Consider the following 20,976-nt stretch of genomic DNA (forward strand, 5'->3'; position numbering starts at 1 on the left):
GGCGGACCGGTAGCCGACTCCCGGGACCGGGCGCCCCTGGCAAACCGCGTGGGCTTCGTCCGCCCTGGCGGCTGCGACGTCGCCCTACGGTCCGTCGGGTGCGGGTCTCCGCGGACACCGCCGGGCAGGACCCGGCCTCGGCCGCGCTGTGCGGCGAACGACCCCATCTCCTTGTGTCTACAAGATGTAGTAGATTAGCCGGACAGTCACTCCGATGTCGTCGCCATGTCATTCGAACGTCACCTCACAAGGGCGAGGCGACCGGTGACGGAGCCCGAACCCGATCGCCGCCCGCTCAACCCGTGAGCACGCGACGCACTCGCACGGACGGAAGGACCCCTCCCTATGGCCGCGGCCGCCACCGCGCAACTGGCCCTCGACGGATCCGGCATCGACGGCTCGCTGTTCACCTCGGTCACCGACTTCGCCCGTGACACCAGGTGGCTCAACACGCCCATGGAGGTGTGGACCAACCTCGGTCTCGGGGTCTTCGCCATCCTCATGATCGCGGGCTGGTGGACCGCACGCCGCCGTGGTCCGCAGGCGATGACCGTCGCGCTGGCCGCGCCGGTCGCCGTCCTGACAGCCTTCGCCGCCGCCGAGGTCGTCAAGAAGCTCGTCGCGGAGGTGCGGCCCTGCCGGTCGATGCCCCACGCCTACCTGGTCGACACCTGCCCGGCACCTTCGGACTACGCCTTCCCCAGCGGGCACGCCACCGTGGCCGCCGCGACCGTGGCAGCGCTCTTCCTGCTCGACCGCCGGCTGAGCGCCGTCGCCGCCGTGTTCGCCGTACTGGAGGGCTTCAGCCGGGTCTACGTCGGCGCCCACTACCCCCACGACGTCCTCGGCTCCGCCGCCGTCGCCCTCCCGGTCGCCTTCCTCGTCAGCTCGGCACTGCGCCGCTGGGCAACCCCGCTCGTCGGCTTCCTGAGCCATGGGTCGCTGCGCCCCCTGCTGACGACCGAGCTCACCGCCACCACAGCGCCGGCCCGGCAAGCCGCTTCGGCCGGGGATCCGCTGTGACCGCCCGTTCGGCGGCGCGGCCTCACGACATCTTGCGCGGAAGCGGGCGCCGGCAGCGGGCTCACGCCCGCCGGTGAAACGGCCTTCTCGCTCGGCGGGGTGCGGACCGGCGCGCCCGGCAGGTCAGAAGTACCGCTCTCCGTGCTCCGGACGGTCAGGGGCGGCACGGCAGCCGTCCGGTCCGTGCCCAGGGGCGCCGTCGTGGTCGGTCGGCGCGGCTGTGGCGGTGGCGGTGCCGGCATGTGCCCTGCACAGCGCCCACTGCGCGCTGTCCAGCATGCGGTCGCTGTCCGAGGCGGCGTTGGCCAGGCTCGCGCAGCAGACGGCGAGCAGCAGACCGCCCGCCAGCAGGGGCAGGCTGCGATGGGCGGGCGGCGGGGCCAGCAGGGCCCGTACCCGCTGGGGCACCACCCCGCCGGTCGCGGCCAGCGCGGCGGGACGGGACGCACCGGCGGATGCCAGGGCGGCGCGGCCCACGGCGTGGGCGACGACCGTACGGTCACCGACCCGCTCGGCGGCCTCCTCGTCGGCCCAGCGCTCCAGGACGAAGTTGCCCGCGACGGCCACCGGCCGCAGCAACGGGTTCAGGGCGGCCGTGAGCCGCCACACGCTCTGGAAGACGTGGTGACGCCCGCGCAGATGCGCCCGTTCGTGGGCGAGCAGTGCCTCGCGCTCGGCGCCATCGAGACGGCGCAGCATCCCCCGGGAGACGACGATCCGGCCCGGTGACCCAGGCAGTGCGAAGGCCAGCGGGACGTCGTCGTCCAGTACGGCCAGCTCCGTGTCTCCGGGCAGGCCGGCGCACTCCCGCCGGGCCCGGAGCAGGTGGCGGCCCTGCCGGACGGCGGCCACGCAGAGGGAGACCGCACACGCCGCGAGCACCAGGGTGCTGACGGCCGCGACCACGGCGTAGACGGGATCCTGGGAGCGCAGCGCGGACACGGACCAGCGGCCCTCCTCGGCGATCTGCGGGATCTGCGCCACTCCGGTGAAAGCCAGCAGGGCGAGGGATCCCGCCCATCCGGCCGCCGTCACCAGCGCGGCGCAGGCCAGCGCCAGGGCCGCCCGGCGCGGGGGCAGCCGGTGCGCCACGGGCGGTGCGAGCACGGCGAGCGCGGCCGAGACGAGGAACGGGATGTAGACGCTGATCAGCACCGGCTCACCGCTTCCCGGGCGAACGCCGGCTCTCGGGGGGTACGTCGTCGTGCCCGGACAGCAGCTGCTGCAGCAGGTGCTCGTCCTGTTCGGACAGTTCGGAGACGAAGCGGGCCAGCACCGCCTGGCGGTCGGAGCCACCCGTCAGCAGAGAGTGCATGCGCTGGGCGGTGTGCGACGCCTCGTCGCGGGCCGGCTCGTAGGCATAGCCGCGGCCCTCACGGTGCCGTACCAGCATGCCCTTGTCATGCAGCCGGGACAGGATGGTGAGTACGGTCGTGTAGGCGAGGTCGCCCGGCAGCTGTTCCCGGACCTCCCGCGCGGTCCGCGGACCGTCCGCCGCCCAGAGCGCGGCGAGTACATCGCTCTCCAGCTGGCCGCGAGCCCGCCTGCCGGACGCCTCGTGGGCTTCCTCGTATCCTTGGCCCGTCACCTCACCGTCCGCCTTCCCTCGCCGTCGTTTCGCACAGGCTACCCGCCCATGTCCTACTTGTTGTAGGACACGTAGGCGTAGAGCGTACGGTGGGGGCCTCGCCGGAGCCGGGCAGCCTTCCGGTCCGGGCCGGCCTCTTCGCCTCTGTGCCGGCCTCTTCGCCGCCGAGGGTGATCGGCGCCCGGGAGAACAGAGAACAGCAACTGGAGTACCTGGGGTCGATCTGTGGCTTTCATCGTGGTGTGTGAGGACGACGCGGCCGTCCGTGACGTGCTCAAGCGCGCACTTGAGCACGACGGCCATACGGTCGCAGTGGCCGCCACCGCGGACAGTCTGCTGCGGCTGCTCGAGCCGTTGCCTCACCTGGTCGTGCTGGACCTGGGGCTCCCGGACGCCGACGGCCGCGACGTCTGCCTGGCGCTGCGGGCCCGTGGCGTCGACGCCCCGGTGCTGATGCTCACCGCTCTGGACGGCATGCATCACAAGGTGGGCGGCTTCGAGGCGGGAGCCGACGACTACATGACGAAACCGTTCGACATCCCGGAGCTGCTGGTGAGGGTCCGCGCCCTGCTGCGCAGAACGACCGCGACGACCCCACCGAGGGGCGTCGTTCTCGATCCGGCGAAACATGTCGTGATCCACGGTTCGACGAGCGAGAGCCTGACGCCGACCGAGTTCCGGCTGCTGGGCAGGCTCATCGCCTCACCGGGCGACGCGGTGCGCCGCCACGCCCTGGTCGCCGCGGGCTGGCCGCACGGCGCGCGGGTCAGCGACAACACCCTCGACTCCTACGTTCGCCGGCTGCGGACCAAGCTCGGCGCGCTGGGCGTGGCCGACCGCCTGGCGACGGTGCGCGGGGTGGGCTACCGATGGGAGTGACAGGCTTCCGGGGGCGGGTCGTCGCGCTCGCGGTGCTGATCGCGACCGCGGTGGTCGCGGTCCTGGTGGTGGTCTCGCACGTGCTGCTGAGCCAGGTGACCGACGCCGACGCGAACGCTCTGGCGCACACACGTGCGGAGGCGGTGGCGGCGAACGTGGCCGTACGCGGCGGCCACGTCGTGCTGATCGAGGGCGGCAACGAAGCGCTGGACACGGTCTCCTGGGTGTACGCGGACGGGCACCTCATCGACGGGATCGTGCCGGGCAGCGTCCTCGACCGCGTCGACACGCTCGTCGGCTCCGGGCGGTCCCGGACCACCACGGTCGGCGGTCACCTTCTGTACGCCCAGCCGATCCGGCTGGAAGGCCACCACGTCATGGTCGTCGTGCGGGTGGATCTGACGCCGTACGAGACGTCGGAGCAGCACAGCCTGACGATGTCGCTCCTGCTGGGCGGTATCGCCATCCTGCTCGCCGGCGTCGTCGCGCGCCTCGTGGTGGGGCGTGCGCTGCGGGTGGTCCACGACATGGCCGCGCTCGCCGACGACTGGGGCGATCACGAACCCGGGCGCCGGTTCGACCTCGGCGTTCCCCGGGACGAGTTCGGGGAGCTCGGGCGAACCCTCGATCGCCTGCTCGACCGCGTGGACAACACGCTCGCGGACGAGCGCCGGCTCACCGACGAGATCGCCCACGAGTTGCGGACGCCCCTGACCGCCCTGCGGGGCGAGGCACAGCTGGCGCAGCTCTCCGGCCACCAGGTGGCACCGGAGACCGTCCTGACCGAGGTCGACCGCCTGAACACTGCGATCACGACGATTCTGGGTGCCGCCCGGACCCGGACCGATCGTGGTACCCGCTGCGATCTCAGGGCGGCGGCGCGACAGGCGATCGCGGGTCGCTCCATCGAACTCGCCGTCCCCGCCGACGTCGACGTCGCCGTGGCAACCGAACTCGTCGTGGCCGTGCTGTCACCCCTGCTGGAGAACGGCCTGCGGCACGCGAGTTCGCGCGTCTGGCTCACAGGGCGCATCCAGCCCCGGGGCGTCGTGATCGACGTCCTCGACGACGGCCCGGGGTTCGACGCGGCGGAGGTCGACCGGGTCTTCGAAGCGGGCGTGACCAGCGGTGACGGGCACGGGCTGGGGCTGGCGGTGGTCAAGCGTCTCGCCGCGTCCGCGGGAGTGGCGGTCCGTGCGATCGCGGCTGGTCACGGCCGCGTCGAGGTGACCTTCCCCACGGCGGAGGCGATCGCGTAGTCAGGTTGTGTGCAGGTTGGCCGGGCCAGCCTCGGCGCATGACAACGACGAGCGAAGCCCGCACGCGCCGCAGCGGGCGGCTGATGCTGAACAAGGTTCCCGAGGTCACCGTCTGGTTCTGGGTGATCAAGATCCTGTGCACGACCGTCGGTGAGAGCTTCGCCGACTGGATCAACATGAAGCTGGGCGTCGGCCTGGTGAACACGGCCTGGATCTTCACCGCGGTGTTCGTCGTGGTCCTGGGCGTCCAGCTGCGGCTGAAGCGGTACGTCCCGTTCCCCTACTGGCTGACCGTGGTTGTTGTCAGCGTCACGGGTACGCTCTACACCGACATCCTGACCGACCAGCTCAACGTGCCGCTGTGGATCAGCACCACAGTGTTCTCGGTCCTGCTCGCCGTGGTCTTCGGCACGTGGTGGCTGCGCGAGCGCACCCTCTCGATCCACTCGGTCAACACGTTGCCGCGTGAGTCGTTCTACTGGCTCACCGTTCTCGTCACCTTCGCGCTCGGCACCGCGACCGGCGACTGGACCCTCGAACTCACCGGCTGGAGCCCTGGGGTCTCGGTCCTGCTGCCGCTCGGCCTCATCGCGGCGATCATGCTGTTGTGGAAGGCCGGCGCGAACCCGGTGCTGTCCTTCTGGCTCGCCTACATCCTGACCCGCCCGCTGGGCGCCAACATCGGCGACTGGCTCGCCTCCCCCAAGGTCGCCCAGCCGGGCGAGCCGACCGGCCTCGCGCTGGGCACCTTCACCACCAGCCTGATCTTCCTCGGCCTCATCCTGGCGACCGTCATCTACCTGACGGTGACGCGCTCCGACGTGACCGAGACCTACGACGCCACGCACACCCCGCAGATCACCGCCGACCCGCGCAGGGAGCGCGTCGCGCTGGCGGGCTTCGGCCTCCTCGCCGTCGCCACCGTGGGTCTGCTGGTCTGGGCGCACAGCCAACCGCACGTCGGCCCGGCGCCGGAGGAGGACGCCACCTCCACCGTTCACCTCGCCCCCGGCCAGGCCGTGAAGAAGTTCCCGCCCACGAAGGTCGACGCGCTGAAGGCACTCGCATCGACCTCGCTCAAGGACGCACAGTCGGGGAACGCGGCCGGGGCCCACGCGGCTGCCCAGTCGCTGCGAGACCTCTGGGACGCCGACCAGGCCACGTTGCAGCCGCTGGACAACACCGGCTGGACCTTCCTCGACGCCCAGATGGACCAGGTCCTGAAGACCTTCGGCATCGACCACTCGAACCCGCCGATGGCGCCGGCCCGCCAGGAGGCCGAACTCCGCACCCTTCTCACGGACATGCGCTGAAGGACCTGATCGGCGGCGGCTCTCCCGGGACCGCCGCCGATCGTGCTCTCGCGGGGCACGGGATCCGTGACGCGATCGTCGACGACGCGCCCGCCTTCGACCTGGTGCTGCCCGAGCTGCTGCGCGTTCCCGACGGGCGCACGGTGCCGGCGGGACGGTTCAGGGCGGCGGACGGTGGGGTGGCGTATGCCGCACGGCAGTCAGGATGCGTTCAGGTGGTCCGTGGCACGGTCGGGCCTCATGGCACACGAGACATCACAGACCACGGCGGCCTCATCGGCCGACGCCGCGGCGTCCTCGGGCCGCCGGTCGGGCTGGAACAAGGTGCCCGAGGTCACCGTCTACTTCTGGATCATCAAGGTGCTGTGCACGACGGTCGGGGAGACCGCAGCCGACCTGCTCGACGAGAGGGCCGGGCTCGGCCTGACCGGTGTGTCGGTGCTGATGAGCGCCCTGCTGGCGGTCGGCCTGGTCGTGCAGTTCCGCACCGGTGCCTACCGTGCCGGCGTGTACTGGCCGGTCGTCGCGCTGATCAGCGTCGTCGGCACGCTGGTCAGCGACAACCTCACCGACACCATGGGTGTGCCGCTGGAGACCAGCACCACCGTCCTCGCGATCCTCCTCGCGGTCGTCTTCGTGGTCTGGTACCGGCGCGAGCGGACTCTGTCCATCCACCATATCGACGCGACCGCCCGGGAGTTCTTCTACTGGCTCGCCGTCCTGTGCACGTTCGCCCTCGGCACTGCGGCCGGTGATCTGGTCTCCGAACGGATGGACTTCGGCCACTGGCTGTCCGCGGTCCTGTTCGCCCTGCTCATCGGCGCGGTCGCCCTCGCGCACTTCGCGCTCGACCTGGACGCCGTGTGGAGCTTCTGGATCGCCTACCTCCTCACCCGCCCGCTCGGCTCGTCCGTCGGCGACTACCTCTCCCAGCCGACCGGTGACGGCGGCCTGGGCCTGGGCGCCGTCGCCACGAGCGTGCTGTTCCTCGGCGTCGTCCTCGGTCTGGTGATGTACCTGGCGGTCAGCCGGAAGGACGTCACGCAGCCGCAGCAAGCCGCGCGCCACGCCGCCTGAACAGGAACGGGGCCGGCGTTCAGGACGTGTTCAGGTTGCCGCTGCCAAGGTCGTTGATCGCGATCGCCTCGTCGCGGTCGCCCATCCGGCAGGGTGCTCGCCCTCATCGCCGGCGAGCGCCCTGCCGTACGACCGCACAAGGAGCCCCCCACCTTGCAGCAGCCAAAAGTCCTCACCGACCTCGACGCCGCGAGCACGACGAAATCGGTGATGAAGAAACTGCCCGAAGTCACACTCGTCTTCTGGATCATGAAGATTGCGGCGACGACGCTGGGCGAGACCGCTGGAGACCTCTTCTCCCAGACCCTGAAACTGGGCTACTTCCTCACCACGATCGCCCTGTTCCTGATCTTCGTGGTGACACTCGTCGTCCAGCTCAGGTCCCGCCGCTACAACCCGTTCTTCTACTGGACGGTCATCCTGTCGACCAGCATGGCCGGCACCACCATGTCCGACTTCATGAACCGCGATGCCAGCGCCAAGTACCTCTCGGGCGGTGCCACTTCGCTCGGCTGGGGACCGCAGGGCCTCGGTCTCGGCTACCCGGCCGGCGCGGCGATCCTGATCTCGATCCTGCTGGTCATCTTCGCGGTCTGGCGGCTGAGCGGGATGACCTTCCAGATCCGGGACATCGTCACCTTCCGCGGCGAGGCCCTGTTCTGGGCGGCGATCCTCGTCTCCAACACCCTCGGCACCTCCATGGGCGACTTCCTGTCCGACAGCTCCGGCCTGGGCTACGCGGGCGGCGCGCTGCTGGTGACCGGGCTGCTCGCCGTCCTGGTCGTGCTGATGAAGGTGCCCGTGGTGCCGAACGTCCTGCTGTTCTGGATCGCGTTCGTCCTCACCCGCCCGCTCGGCGCCACCGCGGGCGACTTCCTGACCAAGCCGGTCGCCAAGGGTGGCCTGAACCTCGGTACCCCCGGTTCCTCCGCGGTCCTGCTGGCCGTCCTGCTCGGCCTCATGGCCTACGCGCAGGTCCGCGAGCGCAGGGCGGGCTGAGCCCGCCGCACACCTCGCCGTCACGGCACGGTCCGGGCGCCGCGCGAGCGGCAGTCAGAGGCCCACGCCGTCGTGCCCGTCGTTGTGACCGGCGCGGCGGCCGGGCCTGGAAGAGTTCGCCGTGGGGCCCGTCGACACGGCCGGTACGGAGGCCGGGGCGCCGGGATCGGCGGCGGTCTCGGCGGTTCTGGGCTGCCGCCTGCTGACCGGATGGCTTCCGATGGGTCCCGGGCTGCTGGTACTTGTGTCGCCGGCCGGCTTCTCAGCCCTGCGGATCCGGCTGCCCCTCCAGCCGGTACCCGTGCCCGCGCAACGTAGTGATCCCTGGCAGCCGGGTGGGCTGTTCGCTCGCCTGCGCGGCCTCGGTGAGCCTCCGGCGCAGGCTCGCCATGGTCACGTCGAGGGTCTTGGTGGAGCCGAACCAGTTCTCGTCCCACACCTCGGCCATCAGCGTCTCGCGCGAGACCGCCTCGCCGACCCGATCGGCCAGCACCGCGAGCAGGTCGAACTCCTTGGCCCGCAGCGGGACGTCGACGCCGTGCAGTGCGCAACGCCGGGCGGGGAGGTCGACGACCAGGTCGCCCAGCCGCACCGGCTCCCGGGCCGACGCGGCCACCGCGTGCCGCCGGAGGTGCGCTCGCAGCCGGGCGAGCAGCACCGTCAGGCTGAACGGCTTGACCAGGTAGTCGTCGGCCCCCGCGTCCAGCCCTGCGATGATGTCGATGTCGTCGGTCCGTGCCGTCAGGACGACGATCAGCAGGTCGGGGAGGCGGGCGCGCAGCTGCCGGGCGACGTCCAGGCCGTCCATGTCCGGCAGGCCCAGGTCCAGCAGTAGCACGTCGTACGGTGCCCGCGCGGCTTCCAGCAGAGCGCTCGCTCCGGTGCGGCACCACGTGGGAGCGTAGTCGTGGCCGCGCAGGCCGGTCTCCAGGTGGCGGCCGATGGTTTCGTCGTCCTCGACGACGAGGACGCGCAGTCGGCTGCGGTCCGGTGCGGCGGGCATGCGCATGGTCCACAGCCTAGGAGCCGCTGGGGCGAGGGGCTCGTCGCCGGTGTACGCCGTGTTCACAGGTCGCGGAGTTCTTCCACAGCGGGGCGGTGGCTGCCGCGGCCGCCGTTGAGGGCAGCGGCGAGGACGGCGGCGAGGGCGGCTGCCCCGGTGAGCGCCAGATAGACACCGGGGATCGACAGGGCGGTCGGCGGGGGATCGAAGACCCCCGTCAGGACCTTGACCAGCATTTCCGACAGGGCCCAGCCGATGAGGGCGCCTCCGGCCAGACCGTCGGCGGCCAGGAGCAGGGCCTCGGAGAGGACCATGCCGCGCAGGTGGCGTGGTTGCGCGCCGAGGACGGTCGCGATGGCGAAGGTGCGACGGCGTTCGGCGAGGCCGAGGGCGAGGACGAGGCCGCCGGATCCGGCCGCGAGCAGCACGGCGAAGGCGAGCTCGATGCGGGTGAGGCCGGCCAGGTCGACCGAGGTCAGGCTGCTGCCGACGGTGCCGCGGGTCTGGGTGAGGTCGATGACGGTGGCCTGGGTGCCGAGCTGCTTGCGCAGCTGGCCGGCGATCTGTGGCTGTTTCGTGCCACCGGTGTCGAGAAGGAAGGCCCCGACCGCGTCGCTGCCGGTGGCCTTGGCGATGTAGGAGGCATTGGCGACGAAGAAGCTGTCCTTGGGGGCGGTGGGGAACTCCTTGGCGATACCGGCGTAGTGGAAGGGGACCGTGTGCAGGGCCTTGGTGCGGGCGTCCTGGATGCGCAGGTTGAGGGTGTCGCCGGGGGAGAGCTGGAAGTCGTTGACGGTCTCGACGCTGACCAGGAGGTTGTCCGGGCGCTGCGCGAGGCGGCGCATCAGCTGGTGGGCGGTGCCGCCCGCGAAGTAGGCGTCCTGGAGGGAGGTGGCCTTGGCGATGGTGTCCGGTCGTACGCCGTAGAGGTCCTGGAGGTCGGAGCCGACGTAGGCGAAGCGGTGCTGGAGGGGTTCGACGTGCCGTACGCCGGAGAGCTTCAGGCTGTTCCCGGCGATGGGTGGGACTCGGGTGCCGGGCGGTTCGGTGACGGTGACGTCGGCGCCGTTGGTCAGCCGGGCGTCGACCTCGGCCTGCTGGTGGTAGGTGGCGTTGAAGACGGCGGTGGAGATCGCGAAGGAGACGGCGAGGGCGAGCAGGACCACCGACCGGGCGAACGGGCGGCGACGCCGGGCCAGGACGGCCGCGGTGGTGCCGGCCAGGGTCGCGGTCAGCGGCCGTACCAGCCGGGCCAGAACGGGCCGGCCGTGGGTGAGGGCGAGCAGGGTGAGGCGCCACAGCAGCAGGGCCGCGCCGATCCAGAGCAGGGCGGGGCCGAGGAAGGCCCAGTACGACACCGAGATGCTGGGCACGCCCTCGGGCGCGAGGACGAGTGCGTACTGGTTGCCCGAGGAGGCGCGGAAGACCAGCCACGAGCCGATCAGGAGGGCGAAGTCCAGGCCGTAGCGCATCCACCAGGGCGACCGGGAGCGTCGTACGTCCTCCTGCTTGCGGGTGTCGGCGACGGTGACCGCGCGCAGGTCCCGCAGCGCGGGGACGAGGACGGCGCCTGCGGCCACCGCGGCTCCGAGGACGAAGGCGACCGCGTACCAGACGGACCAGGATCCCGCGCTCGCGCCGAAGGAGGCGGTGCCGAAGGCGAGGCGGCCGGTGAGGGCTGCGATGACCAGTCCTGCCAGGCCGCCGAGGAGGCCGATCAAGGCGGCCTCCAGTCCGGCGAGTGCGGTGATCTGGCGGGGCCGCAGCCCGCGCAGTCGTAGCAGCCCCTGTTCCTGTCGGCGCCGTTCGCCGCCGGCCGAGGCGACTGCCGCCGTGAGCGCGGCGGCCAGCACGCCACCCGGCAGGCCGAGGAAGAGGAAGAGGATCTGGGCGTACAGGGCGTCCTGGCGGGCGGAGTCCAGGGCGGCGCCGACGTTGTTGCCGACCAGGGCGGTGCCCGCGGAGCGGGCTTCGAGGTTGTGGGCGGCGCCGGTGACGGAGGTGTAGGCAGCGGCGGGATCGGAGGGCAGCCGGGTGGTGTCGCGGGCGGCGTGGATCTGGGTGGTGACGCCGGTGGCGCCGCGGGTCAGGGAGACGAACCGGGCGGCGGGCAGCAGGACGACGTTGTCCGGGGGCGCGGTCGGCTGGGCCTGGCTGGGGGCGCCCACGGTCTGCAAGAGGGAGTCGGCCTGGGGGAGGTCGACGACACCGTCCACCTTCACCTGGCGTAGTGCGCCACCGGGCAGCCGGATGCCGATGGTGTCGCCGGGGGCGGCGTGCAGGTTGGAGGCGGTCTGCTGGGCCAGCAGGACACCGGTGGCGGAGCCGGAGAGGGTGCGGATGGCGTCGGGGAAGCGGGTGCGGTAGCCGTCGGGCAGGCCGAGGGCCATGCCGGGACCAGTGGTCTGGGTGCTGCCCTGCACGCGAGCGGTGAAGCCGTCGGTGTGAGCGAAGCCGACGGGCAGGGCGGCGCGGGTGCCCGGGGCCCTGCCCACCAGGGACAGAACCGAGTTCGGCGCGGCGCCGGATTGCACCTGGACCTGCCAGTCCACGGCGACCGAGCGCACCGCACGCTGGGTCATGGTCGCCTTCGACGCGGTGAGGAAGGAGCCGAGCGCGGCGACCAGGGCGACCGCGAGCGCGATGCCGGTCAGGGCGGCCAGGAGCCGTCCGGTGCGGTGGCGGGCCAGCCCGCGGGCCCAAGCGGCGATCATGACACTTCCTCGGGTGCGAGAGGTGCGAGCAGCCGTCCGTCGCGCATGCTGCGCCGGACGGTGAGCCGGGCGGCGACGGCCGGGTCGTGGGTCGTGACGACGAGGGCCGCGCCGGTGTGGTCGGCGGCCGTCAGTAGGGCGTCCAGGACGCGGGCGCCGGTGGCGCGGTCGAGGCGGCCGGTGGGCTCGTCGGCCAGGATCAGGCGGGGCGCCTGGGCCAAGACCCGGGCGGCGGCCACCCGCTGGGCCTGGCCGCCGGAGATCTCCTCGGGGAGCCGGTCGGCCAGGTCCACGGCGTCCACGAGGGCGAGTGCCGCGAGCGCGCACAGTCGCGCCTCGCCCTCCGGACGATCGGTGAGGACCAGGGGAAGGGCGGTGTTCTCAACCACGTTCAGGGCGGGGATCAGGCTGTCGCCCTGGAAGACCAGACCGATGTCGTACGGCCCGAGGGAGGCGGCCCGGGTGACCGTGCCGCTGGTGGGCCGTTCGAGCCCCGCGAGCAGGTGCAGCAGCGAACTCTTGCCCGACCCCGAGGGACCGACGACCGCGAGCCGGTCCCCGGCCCGGATCTCCAGGCGGGCCCCGTGTACGGCCACCACCGCCTGCACTCCCCGGCCGAAGGCCAGGGCCGCGTCCGCGCAGCTGACGAGCATCTCATCCGACGACATCGCGCGCCTCCCCGCGGTCCAGCGGCTGGGTGTCGGTGGCCTTCCCGTCCGTCAGGGTGATCACCCGGTCCGCGACGCGGACGGCTTCCCGGCTGTGCGTGACGATCAGCACCGCGCACCCCTCCGCGGCCCGCTCCCGCAGCATCGACAGAACCAACTGCTCCGTCTCTCCGTCCAGTTCACCGGTCGGCTCGTCGGCCAGCAGAACGGCGGGCGCGTTGGCCAGCGCCACGGCCAGCCCGGCCCGCGCCAGCTCGCCACCGGACAACTGGCGCGGCAAGGCGTGCGCCCGGGTGGCCAGCCCCACCCGGGCCAGCAGTTCCTCGGCCGGTACGCGGGTCCTGCGTCCCTGCGCCCACTGCGGCAGGCGGACGTTGTCCCGCACACTCAGGTGCGGCAGCAGGTTGCGGGTCTGCAGCAGGACGCCGACGTGCCGGGCCCGCAGCCGGGCCCGCTCGGTCTCGGGCCGGTGGCTGATCCGTACGCCGTCGACGTGGACCTCCCCGCCGGAGGGCTCGTCGAGTCCGGCAAGGCACGCCAGGAGGGTCGACTTGCCGGCCCCGGACGGGCCCACGACCGCGACCGTCTCACCTCGCCGTACCTCCAGGGACACCCCGCGCAGCGCGAGTGTCTCCTCCTCCCCGGCCCGGTAGAAGCGGTACAGCTCGCGGGCCGTGAGGACGTCGTCGGAGCCGCCGCCGGTGTGTGTGCTGCCGGACATGAGGCTCACCGCCAGGTGAAGGAGTCGCTGACGGTGCGCCACGGGTCGACGTTGTCCGCCTTGACCGGTCCGGACAGGGTCAGGTCGACTTCGTGCCCCGCGTGGTAGAACGCGTACCGCTCGAAGGCGTCCCGCACCACCTTGCCGGTGACCGGGTCCTTCGCCGAGTCGCCCTGATAGGTCAGTAGGACCACATGGCCGGCATGCCGGGTCACTTCACTCACCTCGGGCGCGGCGAACTTCGGGACCTCGGTGCGGAGTTGGGGTACGACCGTGTTGGCAACCGAGCCGACCGTGGGTGCGCCGGAGGCGGAAACCGCAGCGATCTTCACGGTGTTGAGTTTGTCGGTGAAGGCGGTGGTGCCGCCCTGGCTGGTGCGGGCCCAGCCCTCGGGCACCTTCAGGGTGAAGCCGGTGAAGGATCCGCCGGTCGGCTGGTAGGAGACGTACACCTGGTTGTCGGGGATGTCGCCGGGCGGGTTGGACTCGGTGGGCGCCGGCTTGTTCTGTCCGCTGACGGTGGTCGAACCGGACGCAGGGCTACCGGAGCCGGTGTGCGACCCGGAACCGGAACAGCCGGCGGTCACCGCCGCCACGACGCTCAGCCCGACGACGGCGTACGTCCTTGTGCGTGCTGCCATGGCCACTGCCCTCCAGGGGTGTCCTCGGAACGGACGGTCATGGCACCGACGCTAGGAAGCCGCCGGTTAACGCCCCGCTCGCCGAGGGTTAGACGACGGCAAAAGCGTGTGGCGCGGCGCATCCGCCCAGGTGCAGGGCCCGCATGATGAGGGCATGAGACAGCGCGTGGTGCGAGTCGCCCTGACCGCCGCTCTGGTCGCCGTCGTCCTCCTCGCCGTCCCGCTGGCCCTGGCGATCAGGTCGTCCCTGTACGCCGACCAGCGCGACACCCTGGAACGGTCGGCCCTGGCCGCGGCCGTACATGTGAGCCCGGACTACGTGACGGGCGACCCGGTGGAACTGCCCGCGCCCCCGTCTGGCGCGGGTCTGGGCCTGTACGACCCTCACGCGCGACTGCGCGCGGGCAGCGGCCCCGGGTCCGGAGACACCCCGGTCCGGCAAGGCCTGGGCGGTGAGGTGGTACGGGGCCGGTCGGGCCCGGACCTTGTGGTGGCCGTACCCGTCTCCCACGCCGAGAAGGTGATCGGCGTCGTACGCGCCTCCTCTCCCGCCGCCGCCGTACGGAACCGGGTCGCCGTCGCCTGGCTGCTGCTGCTCGGGGTGGCCGCGGTCGCGCTGGCCGTCGCTGTCCTTGTCGCCCGCCGTCAGGCCCGGGTGCTGGCCGCGCCGCTGGAGGACCTCTCCCGCCAGTGCCGGGCGGTGACCGAAGGCGACCTGAACGTACGGGCCGCCCGGAGCAGCGTCGCCGAGATCGACCAGGTCGCCCGCACCCACAACGAAATGCTGCACAGCCTTTCGAAACTTCTACGCCGCGAACGTGACTTCACAGCCAACGCCTCCCACCAGCTGCGCACCCCGCTCACCGGCCTGCAACTCGCCCTGGAGGCGGGCCTCGCCCAGGAGGACGACGCCCGGCTGCGACCCGTACTGGCCGAGGCGCTGGCCACCACACAACGCCTGCACCACACAGTGGAGGAGGTGCTGCGGCTGTCCCGCTCCGGCGAGATCGCTCGCCCGACCGCCGGGACGGTCGAAGTAGGGCAGCTGCTGCGGGAGACGGAGGATCGATGGCACGGCCTCTTCGCCCAGGACGGCAGACGCCTGGAGCGCGCCACCCAGGAGACACGGGCCGACATCCGGGTTCCGGGCGCGTCCGTCTCGGAGGTGCTCGGCATCCTGCTGGACAACGCCCGGGTGCACGGGCGCGGCACGGTCCGCGTGGCGGTGCGGGACCTGGAGGATGCCCTCGCCTTCGATGTGAGCGACGAGGGCGCCGTGACGGGCGAGTACTCCCGGCTCTTCGACCGCGGGCGCACCGGCGACGGGGAGGGAACGGGCATTGGCCTGGCCCTCGCCCGTGACCTGGCCGTCTCGCTCGGCGGCAGGCTCTCCCTGACCAACCGACACCCGGCTACGTTCACCCTGCTCCTTCCCGTCGACCAGGATGAGACGCAGAGGGCAGGAACACCGGGATGAGACGGGGCGCGTACAGCGAAGAGAGGCCGGCCGGCGAAGCGCAGTGCGCGGTGCGGGGCCGCCCGGGCGGTCGTGACCCGAGCGGCCCTGTGCGGCGGGATCAGCCGGTCGGTCCTGCCGGGGTGGTGGTGGTCTTGAAGCCCTCGGTCTTGTTGGCCTGGAGGGCGAAGTCGTTGGTGAACGTCTTGCTGAGGTCCACCGAGCCCTTCACGTTCCCGACGAGTTGCTCCGTGGCCAGGGAGGTCTTCGGGCCGCCGGCCGGCATGATGCCGTCGGGGAGGAACTGACCCTTGTCCTCGGTCAGGGCGGTGACGTAGTCGGCCTTGGTCACCAGCTGGTTCGACACGAACGACGCGGGCAGCTTGTTCGCGATGTCGGCCGCGCTGTGGGTGTTGATCCAGTGCATGGTGGCGACGAGCGCGTCGACGACCTTCTGCACCGTGTCCTTGTGCGAGTCCACCCAGTCGGTGCGGGCGAGCACACTGGCCGCGGGGAAGGCACCGCCCATCGCCGCCGTGGCGCCCTGCGTGGTGGCCAGGTCGATCGCCGAGGTGCCGACGCCCTTCTTCTCGATCGCGGCGACCGTCGGCTGCGTCGTCATCACGCAGTCGACCTTGCCGTTCTGCAGGGCGGCGATGGCGGTGGAGCCCGCTCCGACCCCGATCCGGTGGAACTGGCTGGTCTTGACGCCCTTCTTGGCGGCGAGGAACTGGGTGAGTGTGTCGGTGCCCGAGCCCAGGTCGGTGACGCCGAGGGTCTTGCCCTTGAAGTCGGCGCCCGAGGTGACGCCCGACTTCTTGGTGCACATCTCCCGCTCGCCCGGTGCGCCGGAGAGCTGGACGACGTCCTCGACCGCCTTGCCCTTGGCCTGGAACTCGATCGTGTGGTTGTACCAGGCGCCTGCCATGTCCACCTGCCCCGAGGCCATGGCCTCCTCCGCGCCGACACCGCCGTCCTGCTCCGTGCTCAGCTGGACGTCGACGCCGTACTTCTTGTAGAAGCCGAGGTTCTGGGCGAGCTGGTAGGGCAGGTAGATCTGCTTGTCGATACCGCCGACCATGAGCTTGACGTTCGGTGTGCCGCCGGAGCCGCTGCTCGCGGTGGTGCTGCCGGAGTTGCTGGAACAGGCGCTGACGGCGCCGAGGGCGAGAACGGCGAGGAGAGACGCGGCGACGGTGGCGGGTCGTCTGGACATGGCTGGCCACATTCCTTTTCTGAGGTGGAACAGAGGAGAGCGGGGGAGGGGAGGGGCCGGGTCAGAGGGCGTTCGACGCCTCGGACGGGGCCGGCGGGCGCCAGGACAGCAGCCGGTGTTCGAGCTTGCCGATCACCCACTCGGCGCCGAGCACGATGACCGAGATGACGAGCATCGTGGCGAACACGCCGTTGGGGTCGAAGTTGTTCTGCGCGGTCTTGATGACCAGGCCGAGGCCGCTCTGCGCGCCGAGCACCTCCCCGACCAGCGCGCCGACGATCGCGAAGCCGAAGGCGCTGTGCAGGCTGGCGATGATCCACGTGAGCGCGGAGGGCACGGTGACGTGCCGGATGATCTGCAGCTGGGAGGCGCCGAGCACCCTGGCGTTGGCGAGGATGTTGCGGTCGACCTCGCGCACGCCCTGGAAGGCGTTGAAGAAGACGATGAAGAACACCAGCACCGCGGCGAGCAGGATCTTCGGCAGCACGCCGATGCCGAACGCGACGATGAAGATCGAGCCGAGGACGATCCGCGGGATCGCGTTGACCATCTTGATGTAGGGCCCGAGGACGTCGGCGAGGAAGCGGCTCTGGCCCAGCGCGACACCGAAGACCACTCCGGTGAGGGCCCCGAGGGCGAAGCCGACCAGCGCTTCCTGGATCGTCGTCCAGATGTTGGCGTAGAAGGACCCGAACTCGGTGCCGTGCCGGAAGAGGTCGACGAGCCGTCTGGCGATGCCCGAGGGCTGCCCGAAGAAGAACGGGTCGACGATCCCCCAGGTGGTGAACGCCTGCCAGCCGCCGATGACGAGGACCGCGAGACCGACGCGGCCCGCCCACACCAGGGCGACGCGGCGCCGGCGGGCGCGCTTGGCGGCGGCCCCGGCCGAGAGCGGTGTGCCGCTCTTGAGGGGAGCGGGGGATACAGCGGACGTCGTGCTCATGCGGTACCTCCTGCGGTGCGTGCGTAGGCGCGCTCCACCTCCTCGCGCAGCGAGTTCCAGATCTGGTGCTGAAGTTCGATGAAGCGGGGCTGGAAGCGGATCTCCTGGACCGAGCCGCGCGGGCGCGGCAGGTCGATGTCGAAGACCGCCTTGACCGACCCGGGGCTGGACGTCATGACGACGACCCGGTCGGCGAGCGCCACGGCCTCGTCGAGGTCGTGGGTGATGAAGATGACCGACGGCCGGATCTGCTCCCACAGACCGAGCAGTTCGGTCGACATGATTGCTTTGGTCTGCACGTCCAGGGCACCGAACGGCTCGTCCATGATCAGGATCCGGGGTTCGTTGATCAGCGCCGCGGCCATCGCCACGCGCTTGCGCATGCCGCCGGAGAGCTGGTGCGGGTAGCGGTCCTCGAACCCCGCGAGGCCCACCCGGCGCAACCAGTCGCGTGCCGAGACCTGGGCCTGCTGCTTGGGCACCCCGCGGAAGACCGGGCCCATCAGCACGTTGCCGAGGACCGTCTTCCAGGGCAGCAGGGCGTCTGCCTGGAACATGAAGCTGACGCCGTCGGTGACGCCGTCCACCTCGCGGCCGCCGACCCGGACCGAGCCCTCGCTGGGCCGGTCGAGCCCGGACACCATGCCCAGCGTCGTCGACTTGCCGCATCCGGTCGGGCCCACCACCGCGCAGAACTGGCCGGGCTCCACGGTGAACGAAACGTCCTGCAGTGCCGTGAACACCTCGCCGGCTGGAGTCAGAAATCGTTTGGTGAGCCCGGAAATCTCGACTCGCGCGCTGTCCTGGCCGGCTGTCTCGGCGACCGGGTCCACCGCGGCATCGTTTCGCGAAGCCATCTGAGGCCGTCTCCTTCCTGCCCTCGGGGGTCGAGGAAGGCAGACGCTAGAGGCCGCCGGGTGTTACGTCGCCGTTTCATCCGTATCTCGCGTTAGCCGTGTTAGCCAGGGTTCTGCTCGTTCTGCTCAGCGGGCCGGGGGTGGGCAGAAGACCGATGGCAGGGGCACAATCACGCCACCACGGGTACGGCGCAGGGGCCGCGCCCGGCAGTCGCACGGCAGGCAGAGACACCTGTGAAACCCATCTGTATCCCGATCATCGGCCGCGGCGGGAAGGGGAGGCTCTCCGCGCGGATTCTGGCCAACCAGATGGTCATCCTGGCGCTGACCGGGCTGATCGGTTTCGTGCTGTTCGCCTTCGCGCAGCGGGGCGAGATCGACCGCGCCTACGAGCAGCGGGCGCTGGACATCGCGCAGACCACGGCGGCCGATCCGCAGATCCGGCAGGCCATGCAGGACGGGGGCGGCCGTGACGTGGTGCAGACCGTGGCCGAAAGGATCCGAAAGGCGTCGGGCGCGTCGTACGTGGTCGTGCTCGACCTGCGCGGCTTCCGCCACTCCCACCCCGACCCGGCGCTGATCGGCGAACCGACGGGTGATCAGATCGTGGTGCTGGACGGCAGGACCCACGTGGGCACCGACCAGGGTGCGACCGGGCGTTCCGCCAACGGCAAGGCTCCGCTGTACGGGCCCGCCGGCAAGCTGGTCGGCGAGGTGTCCGCGGGCATTCCCGAGCACTACGTGCTGGGCGAGCTGTGGCGCGAGCTGCCGACCTTCGGCCTGTACAGCGCCATCGCCGTCGCGCTCGGCTCGGCGGCCGCGTTCCTGCTGGCCAGGCGGCTCAAGCGAACGACGTTCGGGCTGGAACTGGAGGAGATCGCCGGGTTGCTGCAGGACCGCGAGGCGATGCTGCACGGCATCCGTGAGGGAGTCGTCGCCTTCGACCCCGACGGCAGGATCACGGTGGTCAACGATGAGGCCCGCGACCTGCTCGGCCTGGGCACCGCCCTGGGGTGCACGCTGGAGGAGGTGCTGCCGGACGGGCGGCTGCGCCGCGCCCTGGACGGCACCCTGTCGGGCAGCGACATCAGCGTGCTCACCCACGACCACTGCCTGGTGGTCAACCGGATGCCGGTGGCCCTGCACGGCCGGGAACTGGGCGCGGTGGTCACCGTGCGCGACCGTACCGAGCTCATCGGGCTGCTGCGCGAACTGGACTCGGTGCGCGGGTTGACCGACGCGTTGCGCGCCCAGCAGCACGAGTTCACCAACCGGATGCACACGGTGGCCGGGCTGCTGGACATCGGCGACCACGACGCCGCCTACGAGTTCGCCGTCGAGACGGCCGGCGCAGAGCAGGCGCTGACCGAGTCGGTGCGGGAACGGATCGGTAACCCGCTGCTCGTGGGGCTGATCGTCGCCAAGATCACGGTGGCCGCGGAGCGCGGGGTGCGGATCGTCCTCAGCGACGACTCCGCCCTGGGCGAGGACCCGCCGCATCTGCGCCGGCTGCTGACGATCGTCGGCAATCTGCTGGACAACGCGATCGACGCGTCGGCGACCGGACCGGCGCCTGCGGGCGGTGCCGAGGTGCGGCTGTCGCTGATCGAGGCCGTCGACGTGGTACGGGTGGAGGTGGCCGACACCGGTCCGGGCATCCCGCCGGGCACCGCCGAGTCGATCTTCGAGGACGGCTGGTCGACTCGCCCGGACCGGGGCACCGCCCGGCGCGGCCTCGGACTCGCTCTCGTCCACAGGCTGGTGCAGCGGCACGACGGCACGATCACGGTCAGCGAGGGGCCGGGTGCGGTCTTCACCGTGACGTTGCCGGTGCCCGACACTGCCCTGGCCCCGCAAGGCGCCCTGTTCACGACGGCTCCGCCGGTGCCGGTCGGCGCGGGTGACGGCATCGCAGGAGGTGACCGCTGGTGATCCGGATCCTGGTGGTGGACGACGACTTCCGGGTCAGCCGTGTCCACTGCGACTACGCGTCCCGCGTCAAGGGCTTCGAGGTGGTCGGCCAGGCGGCGACCGTGGCCGCGGCGCTGGACGCGGTACGCGATCTCCACCCGGACCTGCTGCTGCTCGACGTCTTCCTGCCGGACGGCAGCGGACTCGACGTACTGCGCCGGCTGAGCGGAGACGAGGGCGGCGACCGTCCCGACGCCATCATGATCACCGCAGACCGGGACATCACCTCGGTGCGGATCGCGATGAAGCTCGGTGCCGTCGGCTACCTGGTCAAGCCCTTCGGCGCGCCTGATCTCGCCGAGCGGCTCACCGCCTACCGCGAACTCCAGCACCGCATGGACGCCCTGGGTACGGTCCCGGAGACCGAACAGGCCGATGTGGACGCCCTGTTCAGTGCCGCCCGCCCGCCGGCCGTGCCCCGTGTCCCGGCCAAGGGCCACTCCGCGCCGACGCTCGCCCTGCTGCACCAGACCCTTCGCACCGCGCACGACGCCCTGTCGGCAGCGGAGACCGCCGAACGCACCGGGGTCTCCCGTGCCACGGCTCAGCGGTATCTCTCCTACCTGGTCAAGGAGGGCATGGTCCGGCTCGAACTGCGCTATGGAGCCACCGGACGTCCCGAGCACCGTTACCGCGTCGTGCATTGAA

19 protein-coding genes are annotated in these 20,976 nt (G+C 71.5%); 9 read left to right on the top strand and 10 right to left on the bottom strand.

Annotation, left to right across the window (positions count from 1 at the left end):
* Nucleotides 1-345: 345 nt before the first annotated feature.
* On the top strand, nt 346-1,023 hold the full coding sequence (locus JF597_RS12060) for a phosphatase PAP2 family protein (RefSeq protein ID WP_293992930.1): 678 nt from the start codon (nt 346-348) through the stop codon (nt 1,021-1,023).
* Between the two features lie 123 nt (nt 1,024-1,146).
* Here the strand turns inward: JF597_RS12060 and JF597_RS12065 are convergent, their stop codons facing one another.
* Complete coding sequence (locus tag JF597_RS12065) at nt 1,147-2,178, bottom strand: M56 family metallopeptidase (protein ID WP_293992932.1); 1,032 nt, start codon at nt 2,176-2,178, stop codon at nt 1,147-1,149.
* A 4-nt stretch (nt 2,179-2,182) separates the two neighbouring features.
* Entirely contained in the window at nt 2,183-2,611 is a 429-nt protein-coding gene (locus JF597_RS12070) for a BlaI/MecI/CopY family transcriptional regulator (RefSeq protein WP_293992935.1), read from the bottom strand.
* A 225-nt stretch (nt 2,612-2,836) separates the two neighbouring features.
* Between JF597_RS12070 and JF597_RS12075 the strand changes: the two genes are divergently transcribed.
* The 5 genes from JF597_RS12075 to JF597_RS12095 all read left to right on the top strand — a co-directional run bounded on the left by JF597_RS12075 (nt 2,837) and on the right by JF597_RS12095 (nt 8,138).
* A complete protein-coding gene (locus tag JF597_RS12075; RefSeq protein ID WP_293992938.1) occupies nt 2,837-3,490 on the top strand; it encodes a response regulator transcription factor in 654 nt (217 codons plus the stop codon).
* Nucleotides 3,481-4,749 carry a HAMP domain-containing sensor histidine kinase gene (locus JF597_RS12080; RefSeq protein WP_293992941.1) on the top strand — a complete coding sequence of 423 codons (1,269 nt, stop codon included), beginning with the start codon at nt 3,481-3,483 and terminating at the stop codon, nt 4,747-4,749. The genes JF597_RS12075 and JF597_RS12080 overlap by 10 nt, the downstream gene beginning before the upstream one ends.
* 38 nt (nt 4,750-4,787) lie before the next feature.
* Nucleotides 4,788-6,062 carry a hypothetical protein gene (locus tag JF597_RS12085; RefSeq protein WP_293992944.1) on the top strand — a complete coding sequence of 425 codons (1,275 nt, stop codon included), beginning with the start codon at nt 4,788-4,790 and terminating at the stop codon, nt 6,060-6,062.
* 240 nt (nt 6,063-6,302) lie between these two features.
* On the top strand, nt 6,303-7,139 hold the full coding sequence (locus tag JF597_RS12090) for a hypothetical protein (protein ID WP_293992946.1): 837 nt from the start codon (nt 6,303-6,305) through the stop codon (nt 7,137-7,139).
* Between the two features lie 153 nt (nt 7,140-7,292).
* On the top strand, nt 7,293-8,138 hold the full coding sequence (locus JF597_RS12095) for a hypothetical protein (RefSeq protein WP_293992949.1): 846 nt from the start codon (nt 7,293-7,295) through the stop codon (nt 8,136-8,138).
* Between the two features lie 262 nt (nt 8,139-8,400).
* On the opposite strand, the gene JF597_RS12100 is transcribed toward JF597_RS12095, so the two are convergent.
* Genes JF597_RS12100 through JF597_RS12120 form a run of 5 tightly spaced genes read right to left on the bottom strand, consistent with a single transcriptional unit; the run spans nt 8,401 to nt 13,885 of the window.
* The gene (locus JF597_RS12100) at nt 8,401-9,147 is read right to left on the bottom strand and encodes a response regulator transcription factor (protein WP_293992952.1); all 747 of its coding nucleotides are present in this window, start codon (nt 9,145-9,147) and stop codon (nt 8,401-8,403) included.
* A gap of 56 nt (nt 9,148-9,203) precedes the next feature.
* Nucleotides 9,204-11,855: an FtsX-like permease family protein gene (locus JF597_RS12105; protein WP_293992954.1), complete on the bottom strand. Its 2,652-nt coding sequence runs from the start codon at nt 11,853-11,855 to the stop codon at nt 9,204-9,206.
* On the bottom strand, nt 11,852-12,523 hold the full coding sequence (locus JF597_RS12110; protein ID WP_293992956.1) for an ABC transporter ATP-binding protein: 672 nt from the start codon (nt 12,521-12,523) through the stop codon (nt 11,852-11,854). Before JF597_RS12110 ends, JF597_RS12105 begins: the two co-directional genes overlap by 4 nt.
* Nucleotides 12,510-13,244 carry an ABC transporter ATP-binding protein gene (locus JF597_RS12115; RefSeq protein ID WP_293992959.1) on the bottom strand — a complete coding sequence of 245 codons (735 nt, stop codon included), beginning with the start codon at nt 13,242-13,244 and terminating at the stop codon, nt 12,510-12,512. Before JF597_RS12115 ends, JF597_RS12110 begins: the two co-directional genes overlap by 14 nt.
* Before the next feature lie 5 nt (nt 13,245-13,249).
* Nucleotides 13,250-13,885, bottom strand: a complete 636-nt coding sequence (locus JF597_RS12120) for a hypothetical protein (RefSeq protein WP_293992961.1) — start codon at nt 13,883-13,885, stop codon at nt 13,250-13,252.
* Between the two features lie 154 nt (nt 13,886-14,039).
* On the opposite strand from JF597_RS12120, the gene JF597_RS12125 reads away from it, so the two are divergent.
* Nucleotides 14,040-15,362, top strand: coding sequence for a HAMP domain-containing sensor histidine kinase (locus tag JF597_RS12125; protein WP_293992964.1), 1,323 nt, complete (start codon nt 14,040-14,042; stop codon nt 15,360-15,362).
* 100 nt (nt 15,363-15,462) lie between these two features.
* Here the strand turns inward: JF597_RS12125 and JF597_RS12130 are convergent, their stop codons facing one another.
* The 3 genes from JF597_RS12130 to JF597_RS12140 form a co-directional block, all read right to left on the bottom strand.
* Entirely contained in the window at nt 15,463-16,557 is a 1,095-nt protein-coding gene (locus tag JF597_RS12130) for an ABC transporter substrate-binding protein (protein ID WP_293992966.1), read from the bottom strand.
* A gap of 61 nt (nt 16,558-16,618) precedes the next feature.
* A complete protein-coding gene (locus JF597_RS12135; protein ID WP_293992968.1) occupies nt 16,619-17,500 on the bottom strand; it encodes an ABC transporter permease in 882 nt (293 codons plus the stop codon).
* Nucleotides 17,497-18,357 (bottom strand): ABC transporter ATP-binding protein, encoded by an 861-nt coding sequence (locus tag JF597_RS12140; protein ID WP_293992970.1) that lies wholly within the window; start codon nt 18,355-18,357, stop codon nt 17,497-17,499. The genes JF597_RS12135 and JF597_RS12140 overlap by 4 nt, the downstream gene beginning before the upstream one ends.
* A 234-nt stretch (nt 18,358-18,591) precedes the next feature.
* Between JF597_RS12140 and JF597_RS12145 the strand changes: the two genes are divergently transcribed.
* Entirely contained in the window at nt 18,592-20,289 is a 1,698-nt protein-coding gene (locus tag JF597_RS12145) for a sensor histidine kinase (RefSeq protein WP_293992973.1), read from the top strand.
* Nucleotides 20,286-20,975: a response regulator gene (locus JF597_RS12150; RefSeq protein ID WP_293992975.1), complete on the top strand. Its 690-nt coding sequence runs from the start codon at nt 20,286-20,288 to the stop codon at nt 20,973-20,975. The genes JF597_RS12145 and JF597_RS12150 overlap by 4 nt, the downstream gene beginning before the upstream one ends.
* Nucleotide 20,976: the final 1 nt, after the last annotated feature.

Source organism: Streptomyces sp. (assembly GCF_019510245.1).
GTDB lineage: Bacteria > Actinomycetota > Actinomycetes > Streptomycetales > Streptomycetaceae > Streptomyces.

Bases quoted from the DNA above. Each gene is read 5' to 3' on its own strand.
- JF597_RS12060 (WP_293992930.1), top strand. From the start codon at position 346: ATGGCCGCGGCCGCCACCGCGCAACTGGCCCTCGACGGATCCGGCATC.
- JF597_RS12080 (WP_293992941.1), top strand. From the start codon at position 3,481: ATGGGAGTGACAGGCTTCCGGGGGCGGGTCGTCGCGCTCGCGGTGCTG.
- JF597_RS12085 (WP_293992944.1), top strand. From the start codon at position 4,788: ATGACAACGACGAGCGAAGCCCGCACGCGCCGCAGCGGGCGGCTGATG.
- JF597_RS12090 (WP_293992946.1), top strand. From the start codon at position 6,303: ATGGCACACGAGACATCACAGACCACGGCGGCCTCATCGGCCGACGCC.
- JF597_RS12100 (WP_293992952.1), bottom strand. From the start codon at position 9,147: ATGCGCATGCCCGCCGCACCGGACCGCAGCCGACTGCGCGTCCTCGTC.
- JF597_RS12105 (WP_293992954.1), bottom strand. From the start codon at position 11,855: ATGATCGCCGCTTGGGCCCGCGGGCTGGCCCGCCACCGCACCGGACGG.
- JF597_RS12110 (WP_293992956.1), bottom strand. From the start codon at position 12,523: ATGTCGTCGGATGAGATGCTCGTCAGCTGCGCGGACGCGGCCCTGGCC.
- JF597_RS12115 (WP_293992959.1), bottom strand. From the start codon at position 13,244: ATGTCCGGCAGCACACACACCGGCGGCGGCTCCGACGACGTCCTCACG.
- JF597_RS12120 (WP_293992961.1), bottom strand. From the start codon at position 13,885: ATGGCAGCACGCACAAGGACGTACGCCGTCGTCGGGCTGAGCGTCGTG.
- JF597_RS12125 (WP_293992964.1), top strand. From the start codon at position 14,040: ATGAGACAGCGCGTGGTGCGAGTCGCCCTGACCGCCGCTCTGGTCGCC.
- JF597_RS12130 (WP_293992966.1), bottom strand. From the start codon at position 16,557: ATGTCCAGACGACCCGCCACCGTCGCCGCGTCTCTCCTCGCCGTTCTC.
- JF597_RS12135 (WP_293992968.1), bottom strand. From the start codon at position 17,500: ATGAGCACGACGTCCGCTGTATCCCCCGCTCCCCTCAAGAGCGGCACA.
- JF597_RS12140 (WP_293992970.1), bottom strand. From the start codon at position 18,357: ATGGCTTCGCGAAACGATGCCGCGGTGGACCCGGTCGCCGAGACAGCC.